20 protein-coding genes and 4 pseudogenes are annotated in these 19430 nt (G+C 72.4%); 9 read left to right on the top strand and 15 right to left on the bottom strand.

Annotated features, from left to right (window positions below; translation table 11 throughout):
• Positions 1-48: 48 nt before the first annotated feature.
• From U6N30_RS35260 to U6N30_RS04030, 8 genes are all read right to left on the bottom strand, one after another.
• On the bottom strand, positions 49-630 hold the full coding sequence (locus tag U6N30_RS35260; RefSeq protein ID WP_479690572.1) for an ABC transporter ATP-binding protein: 582 nt from the start codon (positions 628-630) through the stop codon (positions 49-51).
• Positions 627-1064: an ATP-binding cassette domain-containing protein gene (locus U6N30_RS35255; RefSeq protein ID WP_324276241.1), complete on the bottom strand. Its 438-nt coding sequence runs from the start codon at positions 1062-1064 to the stop codon at positions 627-629. The genes U6N30_RS35260 and U6N30_RS35255 overlap by 4 nt, the downstream gene beginning before the upstream one ends.
• Positions 1046-1294 carry a hypothetical protein gene (locus U6N30_RS35250; protein WP_324276240.1) on the bottom strand — a complete coding sequence of 83 codons (249 nt, stop codon included), beginning with the start codon at positions 1292-1294 and terminating at the stop codon, positions 1046-1048. The genes U6N30_RS35255 and U6N30_RS35250 overlap by 19 nt, the downstream gene beginning before the upstream one ends.
• 100 nt (positions 1295-1394) lie before the next feature.
• The gene (locus tag U6N30_RS33210; RefSeq protein ID WP_422678022.1) at positions 1395-2825 is read right to left on the bottom strand and encodes a dipeptide/oligopeptide/nickel ABC transporter permease/ATP-binding protein; all 1431 of its coding nucleotides are present in this window, start codon (positions 2823-2825) and stop codon (positions 1395-1397) included.
• Positions 2822-4330 (bottom strand): ABC transporter permease subunit, encoded by a 1509-nt coding sequence (locus tag U6N30_RS04045; RefSeq protein WP_324276239.1) that lies wholly within the window; start codon positions 4328-4330, stop codon positions 2822-2824. Before U6N30_RS04045 ends, U6N30_RS33210 begins: the two co-directional genes overlap by 4 nt.
• Before the next feature lie 152 nt (positions 4331-4482).
• Complete coding sequence (locus U6N30_RS04040) at positions 4483-4821, bottom strand: hypothetical protein (RefSeq protein WP_324276238.1); 339 nt, start codon at positions 4819-4821, stop codon at positions 4483-4485.
• Positions 4818-5624, bottom strand: coding sequence for a peptide ABC transporter substrate-binding protein (locus tag U6N30_RS04035; protein WP_324276237.1), 807 nt, complete (start codon positions 5622-5624; stop codon positions 4818-4820). Before U6N30_RS04035 ends, U6N30_RS04040 begins: the two co-directional genes overlap by 4 nt.
• Positions 5621-6133, bottom strand: coding sequence for an ABC transporter substrate-binding protein (locus U6N30_RS04030; RefSeq protein WP_324276236.1), 513 nt, complete (start codon positions 6131-6133; stop codon positions 5621-5623). The genes U6N30_RS04035 and U6N30_RS04030 overlap by 4 nt, the downstream gene beginning before the upstream one ends.
• 373 nt (positions 6134-6506) lie before the next feature.
• Between U6N30_RS04030 and U6N30_RS04025 the strand changes: the two genes are divergently transcribed.
• A complete protein-coding gene (locus U6N30_RS04025; RefSeq protein ID WP_324278154.1) occupies positions 6507-6680 on the top strand; it encodes a CsbD family protein in 174 nt (57 codons plus the stop codon).
• Positions 6681-6952: 272 nt separating this feature from the next.
• On the opposite strand, the pseudogene U6N30_RS04020 reads toward U6N30_RS04025, so the two are convergent.
• Positions 6953-7264 (bottom strand): annotated as a pseudogene (locus tag U6N30_RS04020) (NUDIX domain-containing protein); the annotation flags it as partial.
• Here U6N30_RS04020 and U6N30_RS33205 point away from each other — a divergent pair.
• The 4 genes and pseudogenes from U6N30_RS33205 to U6N30_RS03995 all read left to right on the top strand — a co-directional run bounded on the left by U6N30_RS33205 (position 7253) and on the right by U6N30_RS03995 (position 11356).
• A pseudogene (locus U6N30_RS33205) lies at positions 7253-8340 on the top strand (RrF2 family transcriptional regulator). The pseudogenes U6N30_RS04020 and U6N30_RS33205 overlap by 12 nt on opposite strands.
• 195 nt (positions 8341-8535) lie before the next feature.
• The gene (locus tag U6N30_RS04005; RefSeq protein WP_324276233.1) at positions 8536-10116 is read left to right on the top strand and encodes a nitrite/sulfite reductase; all 1581 of its coding nucleotides are present in this window, start codon (positions 8536-8538) and stop codon (positions 10114-10116) included.
• Entirely contained in the window at positions 10113-10283 is a 171-nt protein-coding gene (locus U6N30_RS04000; RefSeq protein WP_324276232.1) for a hypothetical protein, read from the top strand. The genes U6N30_RS04005 and U6N30_RS04000 overlap by 4 nt, the downstream gene beginning before the upstream one ends.
• Before the next feature lie 2 nt (positions 10284-10285).
• Entirely contained in the window at positions 10286-11356 is a 1071-nt protein-coding gene (locus U6N30_RS03995; RefSeq protein WP_324278153.1) for a phosphoadenylyl-sulfate reductase, read from the top strand.
• Between the two features lie 54 nt (positions 11357-11410).
• Here U6N30_RS03995 and U6N30_RS03990 read toward each other — a convergent pair whose 3' ends face one another.
• The 3 genes from U6N30_RS03990 to U6N30_RS03980 are packed head-to-tail and all read right to left on the bottom strand — an operon-like array spanning position 11411 to position 12646.
• A complete protein-coding gene (locus tag U6N30_RS03990; RefSeq protein WP_324276231.1) occupies positions 11411-11809 on the bottom strand; it encodes a DUF3037 domain-containing protein in 399 nt (132 codons plus the stop codon).
• 7 nt (positions 11810-11816) lie between these two features.
• The gene (locus U6N30_RS03985) at positions 11817-12284 is read right to left on the bottom strand and encodes a hypothetical protein (RefSeq protein WP_324276230.1); all 468 of its coding nucleotides are present in this window, start codon (positions 12282-12284) and stop codon (positions 11817-11819) included.
• Positions 12197-12646, bottom strand: a complete 450-nt coding sequence (locus U6N30_RS03980; RefSeq protein ID WP_324276229.1) for a HipA family kinase — start codon at positions 12644-12646, stop codon at positions 12197-12199. The genes U6N30_RS03985 and U6N30_RS03980 overlap by 88 nt, the downstream gene beginning before the upstream one ends.
• A 432-nt stretch (positions 12647-13078) precedes the next feature.
• On the opposite strand from U6N30_RS03980, the gene U6N30_RS03975 reads away from it, so the two are divergent.
• The 4 genes and pseudogenes from U6N30_RS03975 to U6N30_RS33195 all read left to right on the top strand — a co-directional run bounded on the left by U6N30_RS03975 (position 13079) and on the right by U6N30_RS33195 (position 16568).
• Positions 13079-13798 (top strand): hypothetical protein, encoded by a 720-nt coding sequence (locus U6N30_RS03975; protein ID WP_324276228.1) that lies wholly within the window; start codon positions 13079-13081, stop codon positions 13796-13798.
• A gap of 159 nt (positions 13799-13957) precedes the next feature.
• A pseudogene (locus U6N30_RS33200) lies at positions 13958-15986 on the top strand (putative bifunctional diguanylate cyclase/phosphodiesterase).
• 37 nt (positions 15987-16023) lie between these two features.
• Complete coding sequence (locus tag U6N30_RS03960; RefSeq protein WP_324276225.1) at positions 16024-16419, top strand: DUF1990 family protein; 396 nt, start codon at positions 16024-16026, stop codon at positions 16417-16419.
• Positions 16326-16568: a DUF1990 family protein gene (locus U6N30_RS33195; RefSeq protein ID WP_422678085.1), complete on the top strand. Its 243-nt coding sequence runs from the start codon at positions 16326-16328 to the stop codon at positions 16566-16568. Before U6N30_RS03960 ends, U6N30_RS33195 begins: the two co-directional genes overlap by 94 nt.
• A 1170-nt stretch (positions 16569-17738) precedes the next feature.
• Here the strand turns inward: U6N30_RS33195 and U6N30_RS33190 are convergent.
• The 3 genes and pseudogenes from U6N30_RS33190 to U6N30_RS03940 all read right to left on the bottom strand — a co-directional run.
• A pseudogene (locus U6N30_RS33190) lies at positions 17739-18176 on the bottom strand (hypothetical protein); the annotation flags it as partial.
• Positions 18177-18312: 136 nt separating this feature from the next.
• Positions 18313-18474 (bottom strand): hypothetical protein, encoded by a 162-nt coding sequence (locus U6N30_RS03945; RefSeq protein WP_324276222.1) that lies wholly within the window; start codon positions 18472-18474, stop codon positions 18313-18315.
• Positions 18474-19298 carry a formate/nitrite transporter family protein gene (locus U6N30_RS03940; RefSeq protein ID WP_324276221.1) on the bottom strand — a complete coding sequence of 275 codons (825 nt, stop codon included), beginning with the start codon at positions 19296-19298 and terminating at the stop codon, positions 18474-18476. The genes U6N30_RS03945 and U6N30_RS03940 overlap by 1 nt, the downstream gene beginning before the upstream one ends.
• Positions 19299-19430 lie beyond the last annotated feature (132 nt).

The following is a 19430-nucleotide window of genomic DNA, read 5'->3' as shown; positions in this document are numbered from 1 at the left end:
CGTGCCGAGTGGGGCCCGGAGGGCTCCGCGCAGGCACGACTCAGCGGCTCAACGCCACGAGGACGACACCTGGCCGCGGTGCGGTCCGGAGGACCGCGATGTCATTGCGGGGACCCTCCGGGCCCGCTCGGCGCGACGACATCGTGACCTCGCTAGTCCACGTCGACGGGGACGACGTGGCGGGCCTCGGCGAAGTGACAGGCGGCGGGATGGCCCTGGCCGCGGTCGACCAGTGCCGGGGGCTCGGCTGCGCAGATGTCCTGAGCCTTCCAGCACCGGGTCCGGAATCGACAGCCCGAGGGCGGGTTGGCCGGGCTCGGCACGTCCCCTCCAGCAGGATGCGCTCCTTCTGCCCCGCAGGTGCGGCTCGTGCAGCGGGACCGACGACAGCAACGCCTGCGTGTAGGGGTGCGACGGCGAACCGTAGACGTCGGCGTCCGTGCCCTCCTCGACGACGCTGCCCAGGTACATCACGGCGACGCGGTCGGAGATGTGCCGCACCACCGACAGGTCGTGGGCGATGAAGAGATAGGACAGCCCGAAGTCGTCCTGCAGGTCCTCGAGCAGGTTCACCACCTGTGCCTGGACCGAGACGTCGAGCGCCGAGACAGGCTCGTCGCAGACGATCATCTCCGGCTGCAGCGCCAGTGCCCGGGCGATGCCGATGCGCTGGCGCTGCCCCCGGAGAACTGGTGCGGGTACCGGTTGACGAAGTCGGGATTGAGGCCCACGCGCTCGAGCAGCTCCTGGGTGCGCTTGAGCCGGCCCTTCTTCGGCGCGATGTCGCTGTGCACGGACCAGCCCTCGGCGACGATGTCGCCCGCGGTCATCCGCGGGTTCAGGGACGCGTACGGGTCCTGGAAGATGATCTGGACTTCACGGCGGTACTGCTTGAGCTCCCGCCGCCCCATGCGTGCGACATCCCGACCCTTGTAGAGGATCTGCCCGTCGCTCGGCTTCTCCAGTGCTACCAGCAGCTTCGCCACCGTCGACTTGCCGCAACCGGACTCGCCGACCAGACCGAGCGTCTCCCCGCGACCGAGCGTCAGCGTGACGCCGTCCACGGCGCGGACGTGCCCGACTGTCTTCTTGAAGACGATTCCCTGGGTGAGGGGAAGTGCTTCTGCAGGTTCCGGAGCTGCAGCAACGGCTCGGGCGCCGTCGTGCCGCCGTGCTCGGATCCGCCGGCGCCGGTGGGCGCCGCCCTGCTGGCGCGAGCGACCTCGTCGTCCCGGTCAGACCGCGTCCTCCGGTCCGACTCCGCGCCCCGGTCCGCTCCTCGCTCGACGCCCATCGGCTCCTCCGCGGTCGCTCCGCTCCTCGCTCGCTGGCGCTCGCTGCGATGCTCACTCCCTGTCGGCGCCGGCCTCCCTGCGATGCTCCCGAAGCTGTCGTCAGACACCGAGCACCTCCTCGCTGTAGTGGCACGCGGCCTCGCGTCCCGGCACGACCAGGCGCAGCGGCGGGACGTCGACCGCGCAGTCGCGGCCGGAGGGCGCCTCGGCGCCGATCCGGCGGCGGGGACAGCGCGGGTGGAACGGGCATCCGGGAGGGATGCGGGCGAGGTTCGGCGGCTGCCCGGCGATCGGCACGAGCCGGCCACCCTTCGCCTCCACCTGAGGGATCGACGTCATGAGCCCGTCGGTGTAGGGCATCGCCGGGTTGCTGAAGACGTCGTCGACGGTGCCGCGCTCGACGATGCGCCCGGCGTACATGACGGCCACGTTGTCGGCCACCTCGTTGACCACGCCGAGGTCGTGCGTGATCAGGATCAGACCCATCCCGGTGTCGCGCTGCAGGTCCTTGAGCAGGTCCATCACCTGCGCCTGCACCGTGACGTCGAGCGCGGTGGTCGGCTCGTCGGCGATGAGGATCTTCGGGTCGAGGGCGATGGCCATCGCGATCATCACGCGCTGCCGCATGCCGCCGGAGAACTGGTGCGGGAAGTCGTTCACCCGCTGGGCCGCCCCGGGGATGCGCACGCGGTCCATCAGCTCGATGGCCTTCTGCTTGGCCTCCTTCTTGGAGAGGCCCCGGTGGGCGCGGAACATCTCGCCGATCTGGAAGCCCACGCTGTACACGGGGTTCAGCGCCGACAGCGCGTCCTGGAAGACCATCGAGATCCCGGGCCCACGGACCAGCCGCTGTTCCTCGGCGCCCACGGTGAGCAGGTCGCGCCCTCGAACAGGATCCGCCCGCTGGTGATCTCGGCGGGCGGGCTGTCCAGGATCCCCATGATCGCCTGGGCGGACACGGACTTGCCCGAACCCGACTCGCCGAGGATGGCCAGCGTCTCCCCTCGGCGAGGGTGTAGCTGATCCCGTTGACGGCCTTGACCACGCCGGACCCGGTACGGAACTCCACCTGCAGATCCTCGACGGCGAGCAACGGCGACGCGCCGGCGCCGCCCCAGGGCGCCGTCTCCGGGGTGGGGAGGATGCTCGTGAACGCTGCCTCGGGTCGAGGGCGTCGCGCAGCGCGTCGCCCATGAGGATGAAGGCCATCACCGTCATGGTCAGGACGGCGCTGGGGAACAGCACGATGTGCGGCGCCGTGCGCAGCAGGTTCTGACCCTCGTTGATCTGCAGACCCCAGGAGATCGCCGGTCGCTGCAGGCCCACGCCGAGGAAGGTCAGCGTCGCCTCGGCGGCGATCAGGATGCCGACCGTGATCGTCGCGTAGACCAGCACCGGGGCCACCGCGTTGGGCAGGATGTGCCGCACCAGGATGCGCGTGTCACCGGCACCCATCGCCCGGGCCGCGGCCACGTAGTCCGAGCTCTTCACCGCGATGACCTGCGATCTGACCAGTCGCATGGCGGTCATCCAGCCGAAGGCGGCGAGCGCGATGGCGACCGCCCCGCCCCGCGGTCGTTGATGATGGGGATGTCCGTCGACGGCCCCACCCGCAGCAGGACCAGCGCCCCGAGGATCAGCGGCATCGCGTAGAAGATGTCGGCGAGCCGCGAGAGCAGGCTGTCGGTGAACCCGCCGTAGAACCCGGCGATCGCCCCGACGATCACGCCCAGCAGCAGGATGAACAGCACTGCCAGGACGCCGATGATCAGCGAGTTGCGCGCCCCGTACACCACCTGGGCGAGGTAGTCGCAACCCTGCTGGTCGAAGCCGAACCAGTGCGCCGCCGACGGCGGGTTCGACGAGTTGACCAGATCGCAGTCGCGCGGGTTCGCGCCACGGGCGAACAGCTGCGGGAACACGGCCATCAGGATGAACACCACGCCGAGAAGGGCTCCCAACCAGAAGAGCACGCTCTTCCGGAGGGCCTTCCACGCATCGCTCCACAGGCTGCCCTGCAGCACCGTGGCGGTCTCGGCGTCGGTCGGATCCGCGACACCGGTGGTCCGGCCGGCACCGACCTCGTCGTGCCCCACGTCAGTCAGCCGGCCGTCAGTCATAGCGGATCCTCGGGTCGAGGACGGCGTACAGCACGTCGACGACCAGGTTGAAGAAGATGAAGAAGAAGACCAGGAGCGTGACGATCCCGACGACGACCGCCCCTCCTGCCGCTGGATCGACTCGAACACGGCGCGGCCGATGCCCGGGATGTTGAACACCGTCTCGGTCACGATGGCCCCGCCCATCAGCGTGCCGATGTCGGCCCCGATGAAGGTCACGACCGGGATGAGGCTGTTGCGCAGGGTGTGGCGGACCACCACCGTGCTGGGCTTGAGACCCTTGGCGCGCGCGGTGCGCACGTAGTCGGCGCGGAGATTCTCGGCCATGCTCGTCCGGGTCAGTCGCGCCACGTAGGCCACCGATCCGGCGGCCAGCACCAGGCCGGGGAGCAGATAGCTGTACCAACCCTCGCGGACGCCGGCGATCGGGAACAGCTCCAACTTCAGGCCGAACACGAACTGGGCGAGGAAGGCGAGCACCAGGATCGGCACCGAGACGACGATCGTCGTCGACACGAGCACCAGGTTGTCGAAGAAGCTGTTCCGCCGGATACCGGCCAGGACGCCGGCCACGATGCCGATCACGATCTCGAACAGGATCGCGACCAGGGCGAGCTTCGCGGTCACCGGCAGGCGGTCGAGGATGGTCTCGAGGACGGGCCGGCCCGCGAAGTCGGTGCCGAAGTCGCCCTGGAACAGGCCGCCCACGTACTTCACGTACTGCAGCCACAGCGGGTCGTTGAGGTTGAACTCCTCGCGCAGCTGCGCGGCCACGGCGGGCGCGAGCGGCCGGTCGCCGGCCAGGGCACGGATGGGGTCGCCCGGCAGGGCGTAGACCATCGCGAAGATCAGGATCGATGCACCCAGCATGACGGGGATCGTGAGCAAGAGGCGGCGCGCCACGTAGCGGCCCATGTCCCCCTCGGTTCGGTGTGTGCGGCCAGCACCTCGTGCGGCGTCGCTGGGAATGCTGTCAGCCCCCACACGCTCCGCGCCGCCGGGGGTGACTGTCACGAGGACAGCACCCCCGGCGGCGACGGATGATGCGGTGGCGCCGAGGGGTTGCGTCAGTTACCGCTGACCTCAGCGGTCCGGATGTGGCCGAACACGTCGATCACCACGCCCGAGACGTTCTCGCTGTGGACTGCCTGCTCCACGTCGAAGAACATCGGGATGATCGGCATGTCCTCGCTGAGGATGTCCTCGGCCTGGTTGTAGAACTCGATGGCCTCCTCGTTGCTCTCCGCCGAGTTGCCCTGCTCGATGAGCGCGTCGAACTCGGGGTTGGAGTAGAAGGTGGCGTTCGAGCCGGCCGGGGGCAGCGCCTCGGTGGAGTAGAGCGGCTCCAGGTAGTTCTGCGGGCTCGGGTAGTCCATGCTCCAGCCGAGCCGGAAGGGGCCGGTCACGCCCTGCTGGTCCAGCAGCGGCAGGTACTGGGCGAAGTCGAGGTCGCCGCGGAGGACGTAGTCGACACCCAGGCCGTCCCGGATCTGGTTGCCCGCCGCCTGGACCCAGGCGTCGTGCCCTGCCCCCGAGTTGAACCACAGCTCGATCGGCTGGCTGCGGTCGAACCCGGCCGCGTCCAGCAGCTCGTTGGCCGCCTCGACGTCCACGACGCAGTACTCGCAGGCCCCTCGCGGTAACCGTCGACGACCGGCGCGATGAACGCGTCCGCCGGCTGACGGGTGCCCTGGAAGATGGCCTCCGAGATGGCCTCCCGGTCGATGGCCATCGAGAAGGCCTGGCGCACGCGCGGGTCGGAGAAGCGCGGGTCGTAGGTCGGGTAGCCGAGGTACTGGAAGCCCGACGACGGCGCCTCGAGGTAGGCCTCACCGAACACGTCCTGCGCGGAGGCGATGGCGTCCGGCGGCAGGTCCGGGGCGACGTCGAGGTTGCCGCCCTGCACGTCGAGGTAGGCGGTGTCGACGTCGCTGTAGACGCGCATCTCGACGGTGTCGGCCTGGGCCTCGTTCTCGCCGGCGTAGTCCTCGTAGCGGGACAGCGTGATGCCCTGACCCGGCTCGAACTCACCGTCCGCCTGGAACGGGCCGTTGCCGATCGGCAGGCGGCCGGCGGCCTCGGGGTCCTCGAAGAAGGACTCCGGCAGCGGGTAGAACGCCGTGTAGCCGACGGTCACCGGGAACTGCGCGAACGGCGCGGAGAGGGTGACCTCGAAGGTCTGGTCGTCGATGACCTCCAGTCCGCTCATCTCCGTGGCGACCGGGCCGCTGATGATGGTGCCGGCGTCGTCGGTCTCCGCCTGCAGGTCGGCGTACCCTCGATGTTCGAGAAGAAGTACGAACCACCCTGGGCGTTCTCGCTGTTCGCGGCGTAGTTCCACGCGTCCACGAAGGAGTTGGCCGTCACCGGGGTGCCGTCGTGGAAGGTCCATCCCTCGTTCAGGGTGACCGTCCAGGTCTGGTTGTCCTCGGACTCGATCGACTCCGCGACACCGGTGTACTCGACCGCACCGTCGGCGGCGTACTGGACCAGACCGGTCCAGATGGCCTCGAGGACCTGCGCGCCCTCGCTCTCCGTCGTGTTGCTCGGGACGAGCGGGTTCTCGGGGTCGCTGTAGAGCGCGAGGCTGTAGCTGCCACCGGTGGCAGCACCCTCACCCTCGCCGCTGTCGGCGTCGTCGCCGCCACAGGCGGACAGCACCAGCGCGGCGGCGATGGCCGTCGCGACGAGCGAACTACTGCGCTTGCTCAACTTCACGTGCAAGGCCTCCCTCGTCCCGCGTCTGCGGGGGAACGGACAGGTCGGTCCACGGCCAGCAGGTGGGCCGTCGGACGACTGATTGGTCACGAGCGAAACGCACCCGATTGGCGAAGACCGCCCCAAGTGCGACGACTGGACCCTAGGCACGGCTCGGAGAGGGTGTCCAACGCCGTCATCGAGTTGTGACCTGCGCTCACGATCTGCGCCCCACCCGTAACTTCCACGCCTCCACTCCCCTCCGCCACCGTGTCCTTCCGCTCGTTCGCCCCTGGAGCCGGACGACTTGCGGTTGCGGCCCCCGGCGCGGGTTCAGCGGTACGCACGCGGGTACCTGCACGTCGAACGCACACCCAGGAGAGAGGTGCACGGCATGAGCGGCACGGACAAGCTGACGAACAAGATCGAAGAGGTCTCCGGCAAGGGCAAGCAGGCGGTCGGTGACGCCACCGACGACCGCGACCTCCAGGCGGAGGGCAAGAAGGAAGAGTCGAAGAGCAACCTCAAGCAGGGCGTCGAGAACATCAAGGACGCCTTCAAGAAGTAGGAGCAGGCCCCTCTCCCCCGGCAGGCTCGCCATCCGGCAGGGGCTGCACGACGACGGGCACCGCCGCTCTCCGGAGCAGCGGTGCCCGTCGTCGTGTCCGCGCTTCCGTCGCGAGGCAGCCCGTCAGCGGTGGTCGGCCAGGAGGGTCCGGACGGCGGGGAGGAGCGGACGGTCGGCAGCGATCCAGTCCAGGCCGTCCAGCTCGCTCCCCGCACCCACCGGAGCGCGGCGTGCTCGTGCGCCACCGGCTCTCCGGCTGCCAGCCGTGCCGACCAGACGCGCAGGGTGGAGGTTCCGGGCGGGCCGCCACCGACGACGCCGTCGAGCAGCACCTCGCCGACGAACGCCTGCGGCACGATGTCCACCCCGAGCTCCTCGGCGATCTCCCGCACCAGCGCGGCCAGGTCCGACTCGCCCGGCTCGACCTTCCCGCCCGGGAACTCCCATAGCCCGGCGTAGGGGCCGCCCGACCGCTGGGCGACCAGGACGCGGCCGTCCTCGACGATCGCCGCCCCGACCACCTGCAGCACGTCCAGGGCACGGCGTTCGGCGGCCACGGCGTAGAGGTCCAGGTGGGGCCGCATCGCCCGGAGGATCCGCCGCCGCAGGACGACACGGTCGAGCAGCCCGCCCAGCACCCCGGCGGACCATGCCTCCACCTGCTCCTCGACGAGCGTGCCGGCACCGGTGGCCGAGAAGCGGCGGGAGTGGGTGATCCGGCGTCGCCCGGCCCCGGTCACCAGGGTGTGCACGTCGCGCTCGGGCCGGACCGAGACGACGTCGTCCAGCGGCGCTCCCCAGGGGCGCCCCAACTCGCGCGCCACGTCGAAGGCGACGGTCAGGGGCGCCTCCACCAACGTGGTGAATCGCAGCTGGATCACCGGCTCACCCTCCCAGAGCAGGCAGGATGGAGCCGCCACGACCCGGCCGGAGGAGACCGGCAGGACCCGGCCGGAGGAGACCCGGCAGGACCCGGCCGGAGGAGACCCGGCAGGACCCGGCCGAAGGAGACCCGGCAGGACCCGGCCGAAGGAGACAGAGTGCGCATCACCGCCCGCGTGGACTATGCCGTCCGCGCCGCCCTGGAACTGGCCGCCGTGGCACCCGAGGCGCTGACCGCCGAGCGCATCGCGACGACGCAGGGCATCCCGGCCCGCTTCCTGCAGACGATCCTCGGCGACCTCCAGCACGCGCGCCTGGTCACCAGCCAGCGCGGCCGAGAGGGGGCTACCGGCTTGCCCTCCCACCGTCGGAGATCTCCATCGCGCGGATCATGCGGGTGGAGCAGGGCTTCCTAGCGGAGGTGCACGGGCAGCGCCCCGAGGACGTCGAATACCCGGGAGCGGCCGGCGCGCTGGCGTCGGTCTGGGTGGCCGCCCGCGAGGGCTACCGGAAGGTGCTCGAGGGGGTGACGCTGGCCGACGTGATCTCCGGCGAGCTGCCCGCCCACGCCGCAGAGCTGATCGCGCTCGAGAACGCCTGGCGGTCCTTCGGCGACCCCCGAGCGCCTGATCGGGTGCGCGTCGCCCGGGTCACACCACCAAGTCGCTCGGATTATGCGACCATGGACGGCGTGATCGACCGCGGCAGTCTCCTCGTCGCGCGTCTGCACATCGACTTGGCGCTCGTCTCCAGCGCTGCCTGTCGCGCTCAGCGCTGAGCTCGGTCCCCTCCGCGCAGCCACGCCGCTGCGCCCCGATCATCAGCGCTCCTCCCTGGTCGGCCGGGCCCGACGGGGAGAGGAGCGCAGGAAGAAGTTCGAGCGTGACCACCCCCACCCGCGTGAGCAGCCGTCCCCAGCGGGGAGGGCCAGTGGGCCCTCGGCTACCGCGAGCCGCTCAACCCGAACGAGCGCATGAAGAAGGACTCCGACGGCCTCGAGGTGCGCCAGCGCATCATCGACATCTACGCGAAGTCCGGCTTCGACAGCATCGACCCGGGTGACCTCCGCGGCCGGATGCGCTGGATGGGCCTCTACACCCAGCGGGCGCAGGGCATCCCCGGCGGCAAGACGGCCGTCCTGGAGCCCGAGGAGCTCGAGGACTCCTACTTCATGATGCGCGTGCGCATCGACGGCGGGCAGCTGACCAGCGACGCGCTGCGCGTCATCGGCGGCATCAGCACGGAGTTCGGGCGCGACGTGGCCGACGTCACCGACCGGCAGAACGTGCAGTACCACTGGATCCGCATCGAGGACGTCCCCGAGATCTGGCGCCGGCTCGAGTCGGTCGGCCTGAGCACGATGGAGGCCTGCGGCGACGTCCCGCGCGTGATGCTCGGTTGCCCGCTGGCCGGGATCCTCGAGGACGAGGTGCTCGACGCCACCGACGTCATCGCCGAGACCGTGGCGAAGTACGTGGGCAACCCCGAGTTCAGCAACCTGCCCCGCAAGTGGAAGACGTCGATGTCCGGCTGCGTCGACCACTGCACCGAGCCCGAGATCGACGACGTCTCCTTCGTCGGCGTCGTGAACGGGGCGGGTGAGGCGGGCTACGACCTGCAGGTCGGCGGCGGTCTGTCCACCAACCCGAAGTTCGCGCAACGGATCGGCGTGTTCGTCCGGCCCGACCAGGTCACCGACGTCTGGGCGGCGTGCACCGCCGTCTTCCGCGACTACGGCTACCGCCGCCAGCGCAACCGCGCCCGCATCAAGTTCCTCATGGCCGACTGGGGCCCGGAGAAGTTCCGCCAGGTCCTGCAGGACGAGTACCTGCAGGAGCAGCTGCCCGACGGCCCGGCACCCGCACCCGCCAAGCACGACCAGCGCGACCACGTCGGCGTCGCCAAGCAGAAGGACGGCGCCAACGCCGTCGGCTTCGCGCTGCGCACGGGCCGGATCAGCGGCAGCCTGCTGACCCGCATCGCCGACCTCGCCGACGAGTACGGGGCCGGGCGGATCAGGACGACGACGCAGCAGAAGCTGGTCATCCTCGACGTGCCCGACGAGCGCGTCGAGGACCTGGTCGCGGCGCTGGCCGAGCACGACCTGCAGGTGCGGCCGAGCGCCTTCCGCCGCGGCACCATGGCCTGCACCGGCCTGGAGTTCTGCAAGCTGGCGATCGTCGAGACCAAGCAGCACGCGCAGGACCTGTACGCGGAGCTGGAGAAGCGGCTGCCGGACTTCGACGTGCCGATCGGCATCAACGTCAACGGCTGCCCCAACAGCTGCGCCCGCTTCCAGACGGCCGACATCGGGTTCAAGGGCTCGATGGTCCGCGACGCGAACGGCGAGATGGTCGAGGGCTTCCAGGTCCACCTCGGCGGCCACCTCGGCGTCGAGGCCACCTTCGGCCGCAAGTTCCGCGGGCACAAGGTGACCAAGGTCGAGACCGCCGACTACTGCGAGCGGGTCCTCCGGGGTTTCCTCGACCGGCGCACGGCCGGCGAGTCCTTCGCCGCCTACGTCGCCCGGGCCGACGAGGACTGGCTGCTGTGACCACGGACCCCGGAACGGGAAGGGCCCGGCAGCTGCCGGTGTTCCACTGCCCGTACTGCGGGGACGAGGAGCTCACCCCGCACGGGGAGAGCTCCGACGGGTGGCGCTGCGGCGCCTGCCTGCGGGCCTTCTCGGTCCGCCTGATCGCGACGGGGGTGCAGGAGTGACCATGGCCGTCCGGCCGACGCCGGAGCTCGCCGCGGATGCCGACGCCCGGTTCGCCGACATCGCCGACCCGGTCGAACAGGCGCTCGTGGTGCTGCGCTGGGCCGGGGAGACGTTCGGCGCGGACTTCGCGATCACGTCGTCCATGGCCGACGGGCTGCTCGCCCACCTGGCGAGCCGCGCCATCCCCGGCGTCAACGTCGTCTTCCTCGACACCGGCTACCACTTCGCCGAGACGATCGGCACCCGCGACTGGATCACCGGCGTCCTGCCGATCACGCTGGTGAACGCGACCCCTCCGCAGACCGTCGCCGAGCAGGACCTCTCCTTCGGTCCCCGGTTGTTCGAGCGGGACCCGGACCTGTGCTGCGAGCTGCGCAAGGTGAAGCCGCTGGCTCAGGCGCTGGCCGGTTTCGCGGCCTGGGGCTCGGGCGTCCGCCGCGATGAGTCGCCCACCCGCGCCGGGACACGGCTCGTCGACTGGGACGCCACGCGCGGGATGGTGAAGGTCAACCCCATGGCGGCATGGACCCAGGACGACGTGGACGCCTACGTCGCCGAGCACCAGGTGCCGGTCAACCCGCTGTTCGAGCTGGGCTACGGCTCCATCGGCTGCGAGCCCTGCACCCGCCCGGTCGCTCCCGGGAGGACCCGCGCGCCGGCCGCTGGGCCGGTCGGGGCAAGACCGAGTGCGGCATCCACACCTGACGGAGGACCCCGTCCCACCCCACGCGTGACGGGACCCTGGGACGGGGCCGCTCCAGCACGTCACCATGGGTGGCATGTCCCGTCCTCCACGCCTCTCCCCGACCAGATCGCCGCTGCCCTGCCCGAGCTCCCGGAGTGGAGCGGTGACGCAGGTGGCATCCGCCGCTCCGTCCAGCTGCCGACCTTCCGGGACGCCGTCGCGGCGATCGTCGCGATCGCCGACGTCGCCGAAGAGATGGACCACCACCCCGACGTGGACCTCCGGTGGCGCACGCTGCACCTGTCGGTGGTCACCCATTCGGCCGGCGGTGTCACCGAGCTCGACCTGCAGCTCGCCCGGCGCATCGACAGCCTGTTGCCGCACTGATTGCAGCCGCTGTAGCGACTCTGCCTGGCCCGAGCGCGAGGTGCGCGGACGTCCTCACCCCTCGACGGGCAGGACCAGCAGCCTCAGGAGCCTGTCGGCCTCCGCGTCCGGGTCCGCCGTCAGGCCGGTGTGCACCGGGCCGGGCTGGATGACGGTGCTCCGCGGCGCGGTCAGCCAGCGGAACCGCGAGCCCAGCGCCTCGCGTCCCGCCGCGCCGGCAGCCGGGTCCGCGGCGCAGACATCGGCGGCGGCCTGCAGTGCCCGGCCGATCGCGTCGGCATCGGCGGTCGGATCCAGTGAATGCAGTCGCTGTAGGTCCAGGTGCACGCGCGAGCCGAGGAAGTCCCGCTGCCGGCAGTACACGAGGACGCCGGCGTTGAGCGCCTCGCCGCGTTCGACGCGCGGCACGACGCGCAACACCGCGTACTCGAAGGTGTCCCTCGAGGTGGTCATCGCTGGGTCACCCCTCGGGCGGCGGCGGACCCAGCCAGGCGGGCCGATTCTCCCCGCGCGGCACCCGCCGACGTCCGCCGCCGCCGGCCTCCGCGGTGGCGACGAGCGCGGGCAGCCATGCCTCGCGCGCCGCCAGCCGGGCGAGCAGCTGGTCGACGTACCGGTCCCGGAGGGCACCGGGGTCCTCGTCCATCCACTCGTCCGGGACCTGGGCGAGGACGTTCTCCAGCAGGGGCCGGGTCACCCGGCCGGCCAGCGCCTCGTCGGCAGCCGGGACGCGGGGCCCGCACTCGAGCAGCGCGTGCGCGGACGCGTCGTAGGCACGGGCGACGGCAGCCTCGGCCCCGGGCCAGTGGTGGTGGAAGGTCAGGGCCGCACCGTGGTCGATCAGCTGCAGCCGGCCGTGCCAGAAGAGCATGTTGGGGTTGCGCCACGACCGGTCGACGTTGCCCACCAGGGCGTCGAACCAGAGCACACGCCCGGCGAGCTCGGGGTCGACGCCGTCGGCGCCGGCCTCGAAGTCCAGCGCTCCGGGCAGGTAGTCCAGGCCCAGGTTGCGGCCTGCCGAGCGCTGCAGCAGCTCCTGCACCTCGACGTCCGGCTCCCCACCGCCAGCTCCGGGACGACGTCGACGGTCACCAGGGCGGGCACCGGCAGGTCCAGCGCGCGGGCGAGCTCGGCGCACACCACCTCGGCAACCAGGACCTTCACGCCCTGACCGGCGGCGCGCCACTTCACCACGTACGTGCCGAGGTCGTCGGCCTCCATCAGCCCCGGGAGCGAGCCACCCTCGCGCAGCGGGGTGACGTAGCGGGTGGCGGTGACGGCGGGCAGCACAGTGTCGACAACCTACGTGGTGGGCAGGGCGCGCGGGGGCCGAGATGTCGACCGACATTCCGGCCACCTGCGGAACGATCAGGGCCGTTTCGCAACGCACCGAACTCTGCAGGCCTCGCTGGGTGGCAAACCGCCGTACGCCCCTCCACCGAGCCGGGCGCGAAGACGCCGGCCACCCGTCCGGCGCCCCGAGGACTGGATGCTGTGCCGCCAGACCCGAGCGCCCATGTCCGGAGAAGCCCGTGCGCCAGAGAAGTCGACCGACTCAGACGTTCCCGTCGGGCTGGGCGGGCCGGCGGCCCGCTGATGCAGTCTTCGTCCTCGTCCTGCTCTGCGCGGCGGGAGTGGCCGCGCTGGTGATCTACGCGACGACAGGTGGGGGCTCTCCGAGCTCCGTCCGCCCCGACGCGTTCATCGGGGCAGGCAGGTCGGATGCACCAGACGATCCGCGCCGCCTTCCGGAGCGCGGCGGCGCCCCTGCCGGGGCGTCTGCCGGGGGCTCCGCGGGGGCTCGGCCGAGGTGTTCGCCGGAACGGCGGCGACCGGAGCGCGTGTCCCCCTGGGATCGGGATCGGCGGCTCGCAGGGACCCGCCTGTCCGGGCCGCGAGCAGGGCGGCTGGCGTCTCATCGGCAGTGGGCGCCCGCGGGGCGCCCGCGTCCGCAGCGCCGACCGCTTCGGGACCGGCGACGTCAGCACCGGCCGCATCCGCACCGCCGCCACCCGCTGGGCCGCCGTCCGCCGGACAGCCGGCGCCCACCGAGCCACCCCCGCCGGACAGCCGCCACCCAGCGAACCGCCACCCAGCGAACCGCCACCCAGCGAGCCGCCACCGCCCACCGAGCCGCCACCGCCCACCGAGCCGCCACCGCCCACCGAGCCGCCACCGCCCACCGAGCCGCCACCGCCCACCGAGCCGCCACCGCCCACCGAGCCGCCACCGCCCACCGATCCACCACCGCCCACCGAGCCACCACCCAGCGAGCCACCACCCAGCGAGCCACCACCCAGCGAGCCACCACCCAGCGAGCCGCCACCCAGCGAGCCGCCACCCAGCGAGCCGCCACCGACCGAACCACCGCCGTCCACCGAACCGCCGTCCACCGATTCGCCGTCCACCGAGGCACCACTCGTCGAGCCGACCGCTCCCTGACGGTGACACCAGGGTCCGGCGCCGTACCGGCCCTGGTGTCGTGGCGGTGCCCGCCTCGACTCATGTCAGGCACCTCCGGTGTTGATCGCGCTGGGTGGTCTCGGGTTGCGGCTGGTCCGGTGGGTGGAGTCGAGTTCGGCTCTGGGAGTCGCGTCGTGGATGGGTGCGGGGTCTCGTTGCACTGATTGCCACCGCTGGCCCGGTCACGGAGTCCCGGATGAGGAAGTGGGCCGGCCCGGCGAGGCCGGGCTCGCTTGCAGCACATGGGCGGGAGCCGCGATCGGGAACCTCCGGCCGGCGCTCGTCGCGCGTGGGGCCCGTGACCGTGATCTTCGGGTCGCTCGTCGCGGCCGACCGGCGACAACGCCGGTCAAGGCCGGGACTCGGCGCCACAGCCCCCATGGGGAATCAGCGCAGTGCTGCGCTGTCGCTGGTTGGCACCTCGCCGTGCTCCGGCGACCGGCGACCGGCCACCGCGTCGGCGACGTCCCCTTCTCCTCGTGGCCGGCGCACTCCTCCGGGGAGGCCGTCCGGTTCGATCTCAAGTGGGGGCGCGGCTGTCCGATGACGATCGGAGGACAATCGGGGGTGAGGGTGGTGCAGCGAGAGCGGACGGACGGCGTCGCCGCCCTGCGGGCACGAGTGCTCCGCGAGGCCGCCGTCGTCCTCCTGCTGACCGGGCTCTTCGGCGCGGCCAGCGTGGCCTGGGACCTGCCGCAGATGCTCAGCGGCCCTGTCGACGACGTCGTCCTCGTCCTCGCCTTCTCGCACGTGCTGATGATGGTCTTCGGCAAGCGGCGGTCCGACGAGCTCAAGGCGGAGGTCGATTCCCGGCGGCTGGCCGAGGCGGAGCTCCGCCACCGCGTCCGGCACGACGCCCTGACCGGGCTGCTCAACCGGTCGGCTCTCGTGGAGGAGATCGACGCCGCGGTGGCCGAAGGAGGACAGCTCGCTGTCGCGCTGATCGACCTCGACCGCTTCAAGGAGGTCAACGACACGCTGGGGCACCACGTCGGGGACGCGCTGCTCACCGCGGTGTCCGCGCGCCTCGTCGACGAGCTCCGCAGCGACGCCGTCCTCGCAAGGCTGGGCGGGGACGAGTTCGTCGTCCTCCTTCCCGGTGCCGGGACGCATGAGGCGGAGCAGGTGGCCGGACGCGCCCTCCAGTGCGTCCGTCGCCCCTTCGCCGTCGACGGGTTCCTGCTCGAGATCGACGGTAGCTGCGGGGTGGCGTCCGGCCCCGGCTCGGCCGCCGACCTGCTCAGGCACGCCGACGTGGCGATGTACGTCGCGAAGGCCGACCACCTGGGGGTGGTCACCTACAGCCCGGCGCTGGACGCCGGAGCGCCCGAGCAGCTCGCCTTCTTCGGTGACCTCCGGCGGGCCATCCGGGACGGCGACCTCGCGGTCCACTACCAGCCGAAGGTCCGGATCGGGGACGGGCGCGTCGTCGGGGTGGAGGCACTGGTCCGCTGGGAGCACCCCGAGCGCGGCATGGTGCCCCCGCCGTCTTCATCCCGGTCGCCGAGCAGACCGGGCTCATCCGCCCCTCACCGACGCCGTGCTCGACCGCGCGCTCCAGGACTGCGCGGCCTGGCGGCAGCAGGGCCTGGACCTCACCGTCGCCGTGAACCTCTGCGCCCGCAGCCTGCTCGACCCCACGCTGCCCGAGCGGGTCGCCGACTCACTGCGCACCCATGCCCTGCCGAGCTCGTGCCTCGAGCTCGAGATCACCGAGAGCGCGGCGATGAAGGACCCCGGCCGCGCGCTCGAAGTGCTCCACCGCCTGCGCGGGCTGGGCGTGCACCTGTCCGTCGACGACTACGGCACCGGGCACGCCTCGCTCGCCTACCTGACCCGGCTGCCCGTGGGGACGCTGAAGATCGACAGGTCCTTCGTGCAGGCCATGGAGCTGGACTCCAGCGACGGCGTCATCGTGCGCAGCACCATCGAACTGGCGCACAGCCTCGGGCTCCGGGTGGTCGCGGAGGGCGTCGAGACCCGAGCATCCTGGGCGGAGCTGGCTGCGCTCGGTTGCGACGAGGCACAGGGCTACTGGTTGGCGCGTCCGGGACCCGCCGGGACCGTCCCGGCCGCGGTGGCGGAGATCGAGCGGCGGTTGGCGTCCTCGTCGATCCGGGAGCCCGAGACCCGGTCGGTATCAGCGCCTGTCCCCGGGACACACTGATCGACGTGAGCGTCGTCCGGATGCACGGGGCCTCCTGATGGCCCTGCTCCGGAGCACCCGCCCTGCCGACCTGCTCGACGCACCGCTGACCTACGACGCGGTGGGCACCGCCTGCTCCGGGGCGGTACCGGAGGGCTTCCGGAGCGCCCGCCGCAGTGTCGTCGTCGGCTCGGGACGGACGGCCTTCGAACGGGCCGCCACGGCGGTCTTCGACTGGCAGGCGCAGCGTGCCGTCGGGCTGCGGGTGCGCGCCAGCGGCCCGAGCACCGCCCCCGGCACCGTCGTCGTGCTCACCGCGGGTCTGCCCCGGCTCGGCTACGACATCCCCTGCCGGGTCGTGTGGGCCAAGACCGGGGCGCCGAGCGCGGCTTCGCCTACGGCACCCTGCCCGGCCACCCCGAGAGCGGCGAGGAGTGCTTCCTCGTCCGGCTGACCCCCGGCGGGGAGGTCGTCTACGAGATCCGGGCGTTCTTCCGCCTCGCCTCTCCCCTGGCCAGGCTGGGTGGACCGGTCAGCCTGCTCGCCCAGCGGCTGGCGACGGACCGGTACGTGACGGCGATCCGGCGGGCCGCGGGCGGCTGACCGCCTGCGCGACACCGCGCACGTCCGCCGCTCCGGTGCGTGGCAACGCGCCGAGGGCGGACGCGCCCGTTCGCCCGCCGCGCGGGGCGGCCCCATGGGCGACCCGGGTGGCGAAGGTGTGCCGGCGAGGAGGCCGTCAGCACGCATCTTCGGGAGGAACCCGTGGCAGAGAAGCCTGCGGACCGGGGCACCCGGCGCGCGCGCCGGAGTGAGTCGGTCGGCGCCCAGTGGCTGGCGCTGCCGGGATGGCGCAAGCCCCTGGATGCCCTCGTCGTCCTCGCCGTCGCGGCCGCGACCGCCTGGATCGCGCTGATGGTGGTGCCCGCGACGACGACCTCCGGCGCGGCGTCCGACGCCCAGCCGGCCGGCGACCCGCCGGTGGCGGCCGCCACCGGCTCGAGCGAACGGCCGCACACCGATCCGGGCGAGTGGCTCGCGGGCCCGGTCATGGCCGGGCCGGGCGTCCAGCCGACGGCGCCTCCGCCGGCGGCCGCCCCGTCGACGGCCGCCCCGTCGACGGACACCGTCGTCCGCCCGGCCGTGGCCAGCGCGCGGGCGCGGACGACGACGGCCCGCCCGACACCGGCGCGCACGCCGGCGAGGACGACGGCGTCGGCACAGGCGGCCGCCGCGACGACGGCTCCTGCCACGACCGCTGCCTCGAGCGCGAGCGCGGCGCCGGCGACCACGCCGGCGACCAGCAGCACGCCGGCCACCAGCAGCGCGCCCGCCACGAGCACACCCCCGCCACCAGCACACCCCCGACCACCAGCACACCCCCGACCACCAGCACACCCCCGACCACCAGCACACCCCCGACCACCAGCACACCCCCGACCACCAGCACACCCCCGACCACGAGCACGCCCCCGGCGACCAGCGACCCCGCCGACACGGGGACGGCGGTGCCGTGAGCCCCGGCTGGACGTCCCGGCGCTCCAGCAGGGCGGCCCCGGCCGCCCACGCACCGGCCGCCCAGGCGCAGAGGATGCCCATGCCGACCGGCCACGGCGCCGAGTCGGCGAGGAAGGCGTCGGCCCCCACCCGCAGCGCCGGCAGGCCCTGCGACCCGGAAGAAGAGATCGCCCCCGCCAGGGAGAACACCGGCGGCAGGACGAACACCAGAGCCATGCCCGTGCCGACCGCGCCGGCCGTCGAGCGCAGCACCGCGCCCAGTCCGACCGAGAGGACGGCGACCAGCCCGGCCGCGCCACCCTGCAGCCCCAGCACCCGCAGGACGGCGGGGTCATTCGGCTGCACACCGCCGGGCACCGCCGTCAGCGTCCGCGCGGCGAGCGCGCACACCCCCGCCAGCACCGCGCTGAGCGCCAGGCACCAGCCCGTCACGACGACGGTCTTCGCGGCGAGGAGGCGGGTGCGCCGGGGCGCGGCGGCCAGGATCACCAGCACCATGCCCGAGGCGAACTCCGTGGTCACCGCCAGGACGCCGAGCACCACGAGCACCAGCTGCCCGAACCCGAAGCCGGTGAGGGCCGCCTGGACGGCGATGTCGGCGCGGGCCGCGGAGGCGGTGCTCGCGGCGGCCAGCCACCCGGCCCCTCCGACGGCGAGCAGGTAGAGCCCGGAGCACCACCAGGTGGCACGCACCGACCGCAGCTTCGTCCACTCGCTGCGCAGCAAGGCCACGAAGGGCACGTCGCGGCGCATCGCAGGACCGCCCGGTACTCGACGTCGTCCCCCGTGAGGGCGAGGTAGGCCGCCTCCAGCGACGCGGTCACCCGGCTCAGCTCGTGCACCCGCGCGCCGGCCGCGAAGGCGACGTCGCCCACCGCCCGGTGAGGTCGTCGACGGCGACGCGGTCCCGGTAGACCTTCGCCAGACCGTCGAGTCCGATCACACCGGCCAGCATGCCGACCGTCACGGGCGACAGCGGCCAGGCGCGCATCAGTCGTCGGCGTCGGCCTCGCGGCGCTCCTGCTCGATCAGCTCCTTGCTCCGGACCAGCCGGATCATGGTGACGACGAGCAGCCCGCCGGCCATGTTGAGCACGGTCGTGTACCAGAACCAGGCCAGCCAGTCGCCGTAACCGAACGGGGCGCCGGCGTGCAGGGCGCCGAAGATCAGCAGCGAGTCCAGGATCGAGTGGAACAGCACCAGCCCGGCGAGCAGGAACCCACCGATGACGGAGGCGACGATCTTCCCGGTCTCCGAGTGGGCGCCGTGCTGCATGCGGGTCATCAGGGTGATGACGCTGCCCGCCAGGAAGGCCAGGCAGACCGACTGCAGGTCCAGCGGAGCCTCGACGAAATGGGTCGCGGACTCGACGGCCGTGTTCGTCAGCTCGGGGAAGGCGTGGACGACCACCCACATCACCGCCCACCCGCCGATCAGGTTGGCGACCAGCGTCCCGGCCCACAGCTTGGCCAGCTGCGCGACGCTCGCCCGGCCGGCGAACACCGCGGTGACCGGGATGAGGAAGCCCTCGGTGAACAGCTCGCTGCGCCCGAGCATGAGCGCGATGAACCCGACGCTGAACGCGAGGCCGGCGAGCAGCTCGCTGCCCGTGGCTTCCAGGACCGCCAGCAGAGCGAGGACGCCGACGGCGATCTCCAGCCCGCCGGCCAGACCCGTGGCCAGGACCTCGCGCCACCGGCGGTGCAGGCGCTGCGCGCCCTCGCTGACGATCTTCTCGAACGCCTCGGCGATCTCGTCCTCCGCCGGCGCGTCGGTCTCGCCCAGCTCGGCACGCTTCTGGTCCTGCTCGTCCACGCTTCCTCCTTCTCGGCGGTCGGACGTCCGGGCCGGAGGAAGCGCCGCTCGTCCGTGCCCCGCCTACCCCCGGCCCGGCGTTTCCACCCACCGGGACGGATCGTTTGCCCGCGCAACGACACCGGGTAGCCG

Source organism: Blastococcus brunescens (assembly GCF_035320885.1).
In the GTDB taxonomy this organism is placed as follows: domain Bacteria; phylum Actinomycetota; class Actinomycetes; order Mycobacteriales; family Geodermatophilaceae; genus Blastococcus_B; species Blastococcus_B brunescens.
The sequence above is the reverse complement of the archived record's forward strand: the minus strand, read 5'-3'. Positions and strand labels throughout refer to the sequence as shown.

Excerpts from the sequence above, each read along its gene's own strand:
- U6N30_RS35260 (WP_479690572.1), bottom strand. The coding sequence starts at position 630 with ATGATCGTCTGCGACGAGCCTGTCTCGGCGCTCGACGTCTCGGTCCAG.
- U6N30_RS35250 (WP_324276240.1), bottom strand. The coding sequence starts at position 1,294 with ATGGGCGTCGAGCGAGGAGCGGACCGGGGCGCGGAGTCGGACCGGAGG.
- U6N30_RS33210 (WP_422678022.1), bottom strand. The coding sequence starts at position 2,825 with ATGACCGCCATGCGACTGGTCAGATCGCAGGTCATCGCGGTGAAGAGC.
- U6N30_RS04045 (WP_324276239.1), bottom strand. The coding sequence starts at position 4,330 with ATGGGCCGCTACGTGGCGCGCCGCCTCTTGCTCACGATCCCCGTCATG.
- U6N30_RS04035 (WP_324276237.1), bottom strand. The coding sequence starts at position 5,624 with ATGAGCGGACTGGAGGTCATCGACGACCAGACCTTCGAGGTCACCCTC.
- U6N30_RS04025 (WP_324278154.1), top strand. The coding sequence starts at position 6,507 with ATGAGCGGCACGGACAAGCTGACGAACAAGATCGAAGAGGTCTCCGGC.
- U6N30_RS04005 (WP_324276233.1), top strand. The coding sequence starts at position 8,536 with ATGAAGAAGGACTCCGACGGCCTCGAGGTGCGCCAGCGCATCATCGAC.
- U6N30_RS03995 (WP_324278153.1), top strand. The coding sequence starts at position 10,286 with ATGGCCGTCCGGCCGACGCCGGAGCTCGCCGCGGATGCCGACGCCCGG.
- U6N30_RS03990 (WP_324276231.1), bottom strand. The coding sequence starts at position 11,809 with ATGACCACCTCGAGGGACACCTTCGAGTACGCGGTGTTGCGCGTCGTG.
- U6N30_RS03975 (WP_324276228.1), top strand. The coding sequence starts at position 13,079 with ATGCACCAGACGATCCGCGCCGCCTTCCGGAGCGCGGCGGCGCCCCTG.
- U6N30_RS03960 (WP_324276225.1), top strand. The coding sequence starts at position 16,024 with ATGGCCCTGCTCCGGAGCACCCGCCCTGCCGACCTGCTCGACGCACCG.
- U6N30_RS03945 (WP_324276222.1), bottom strand. The coding sequence starts at position 18,474 with ATGCGCGCCTGGCCGCTGTCGCCCGTGACGGTCGGCATGCTGGCCGGT.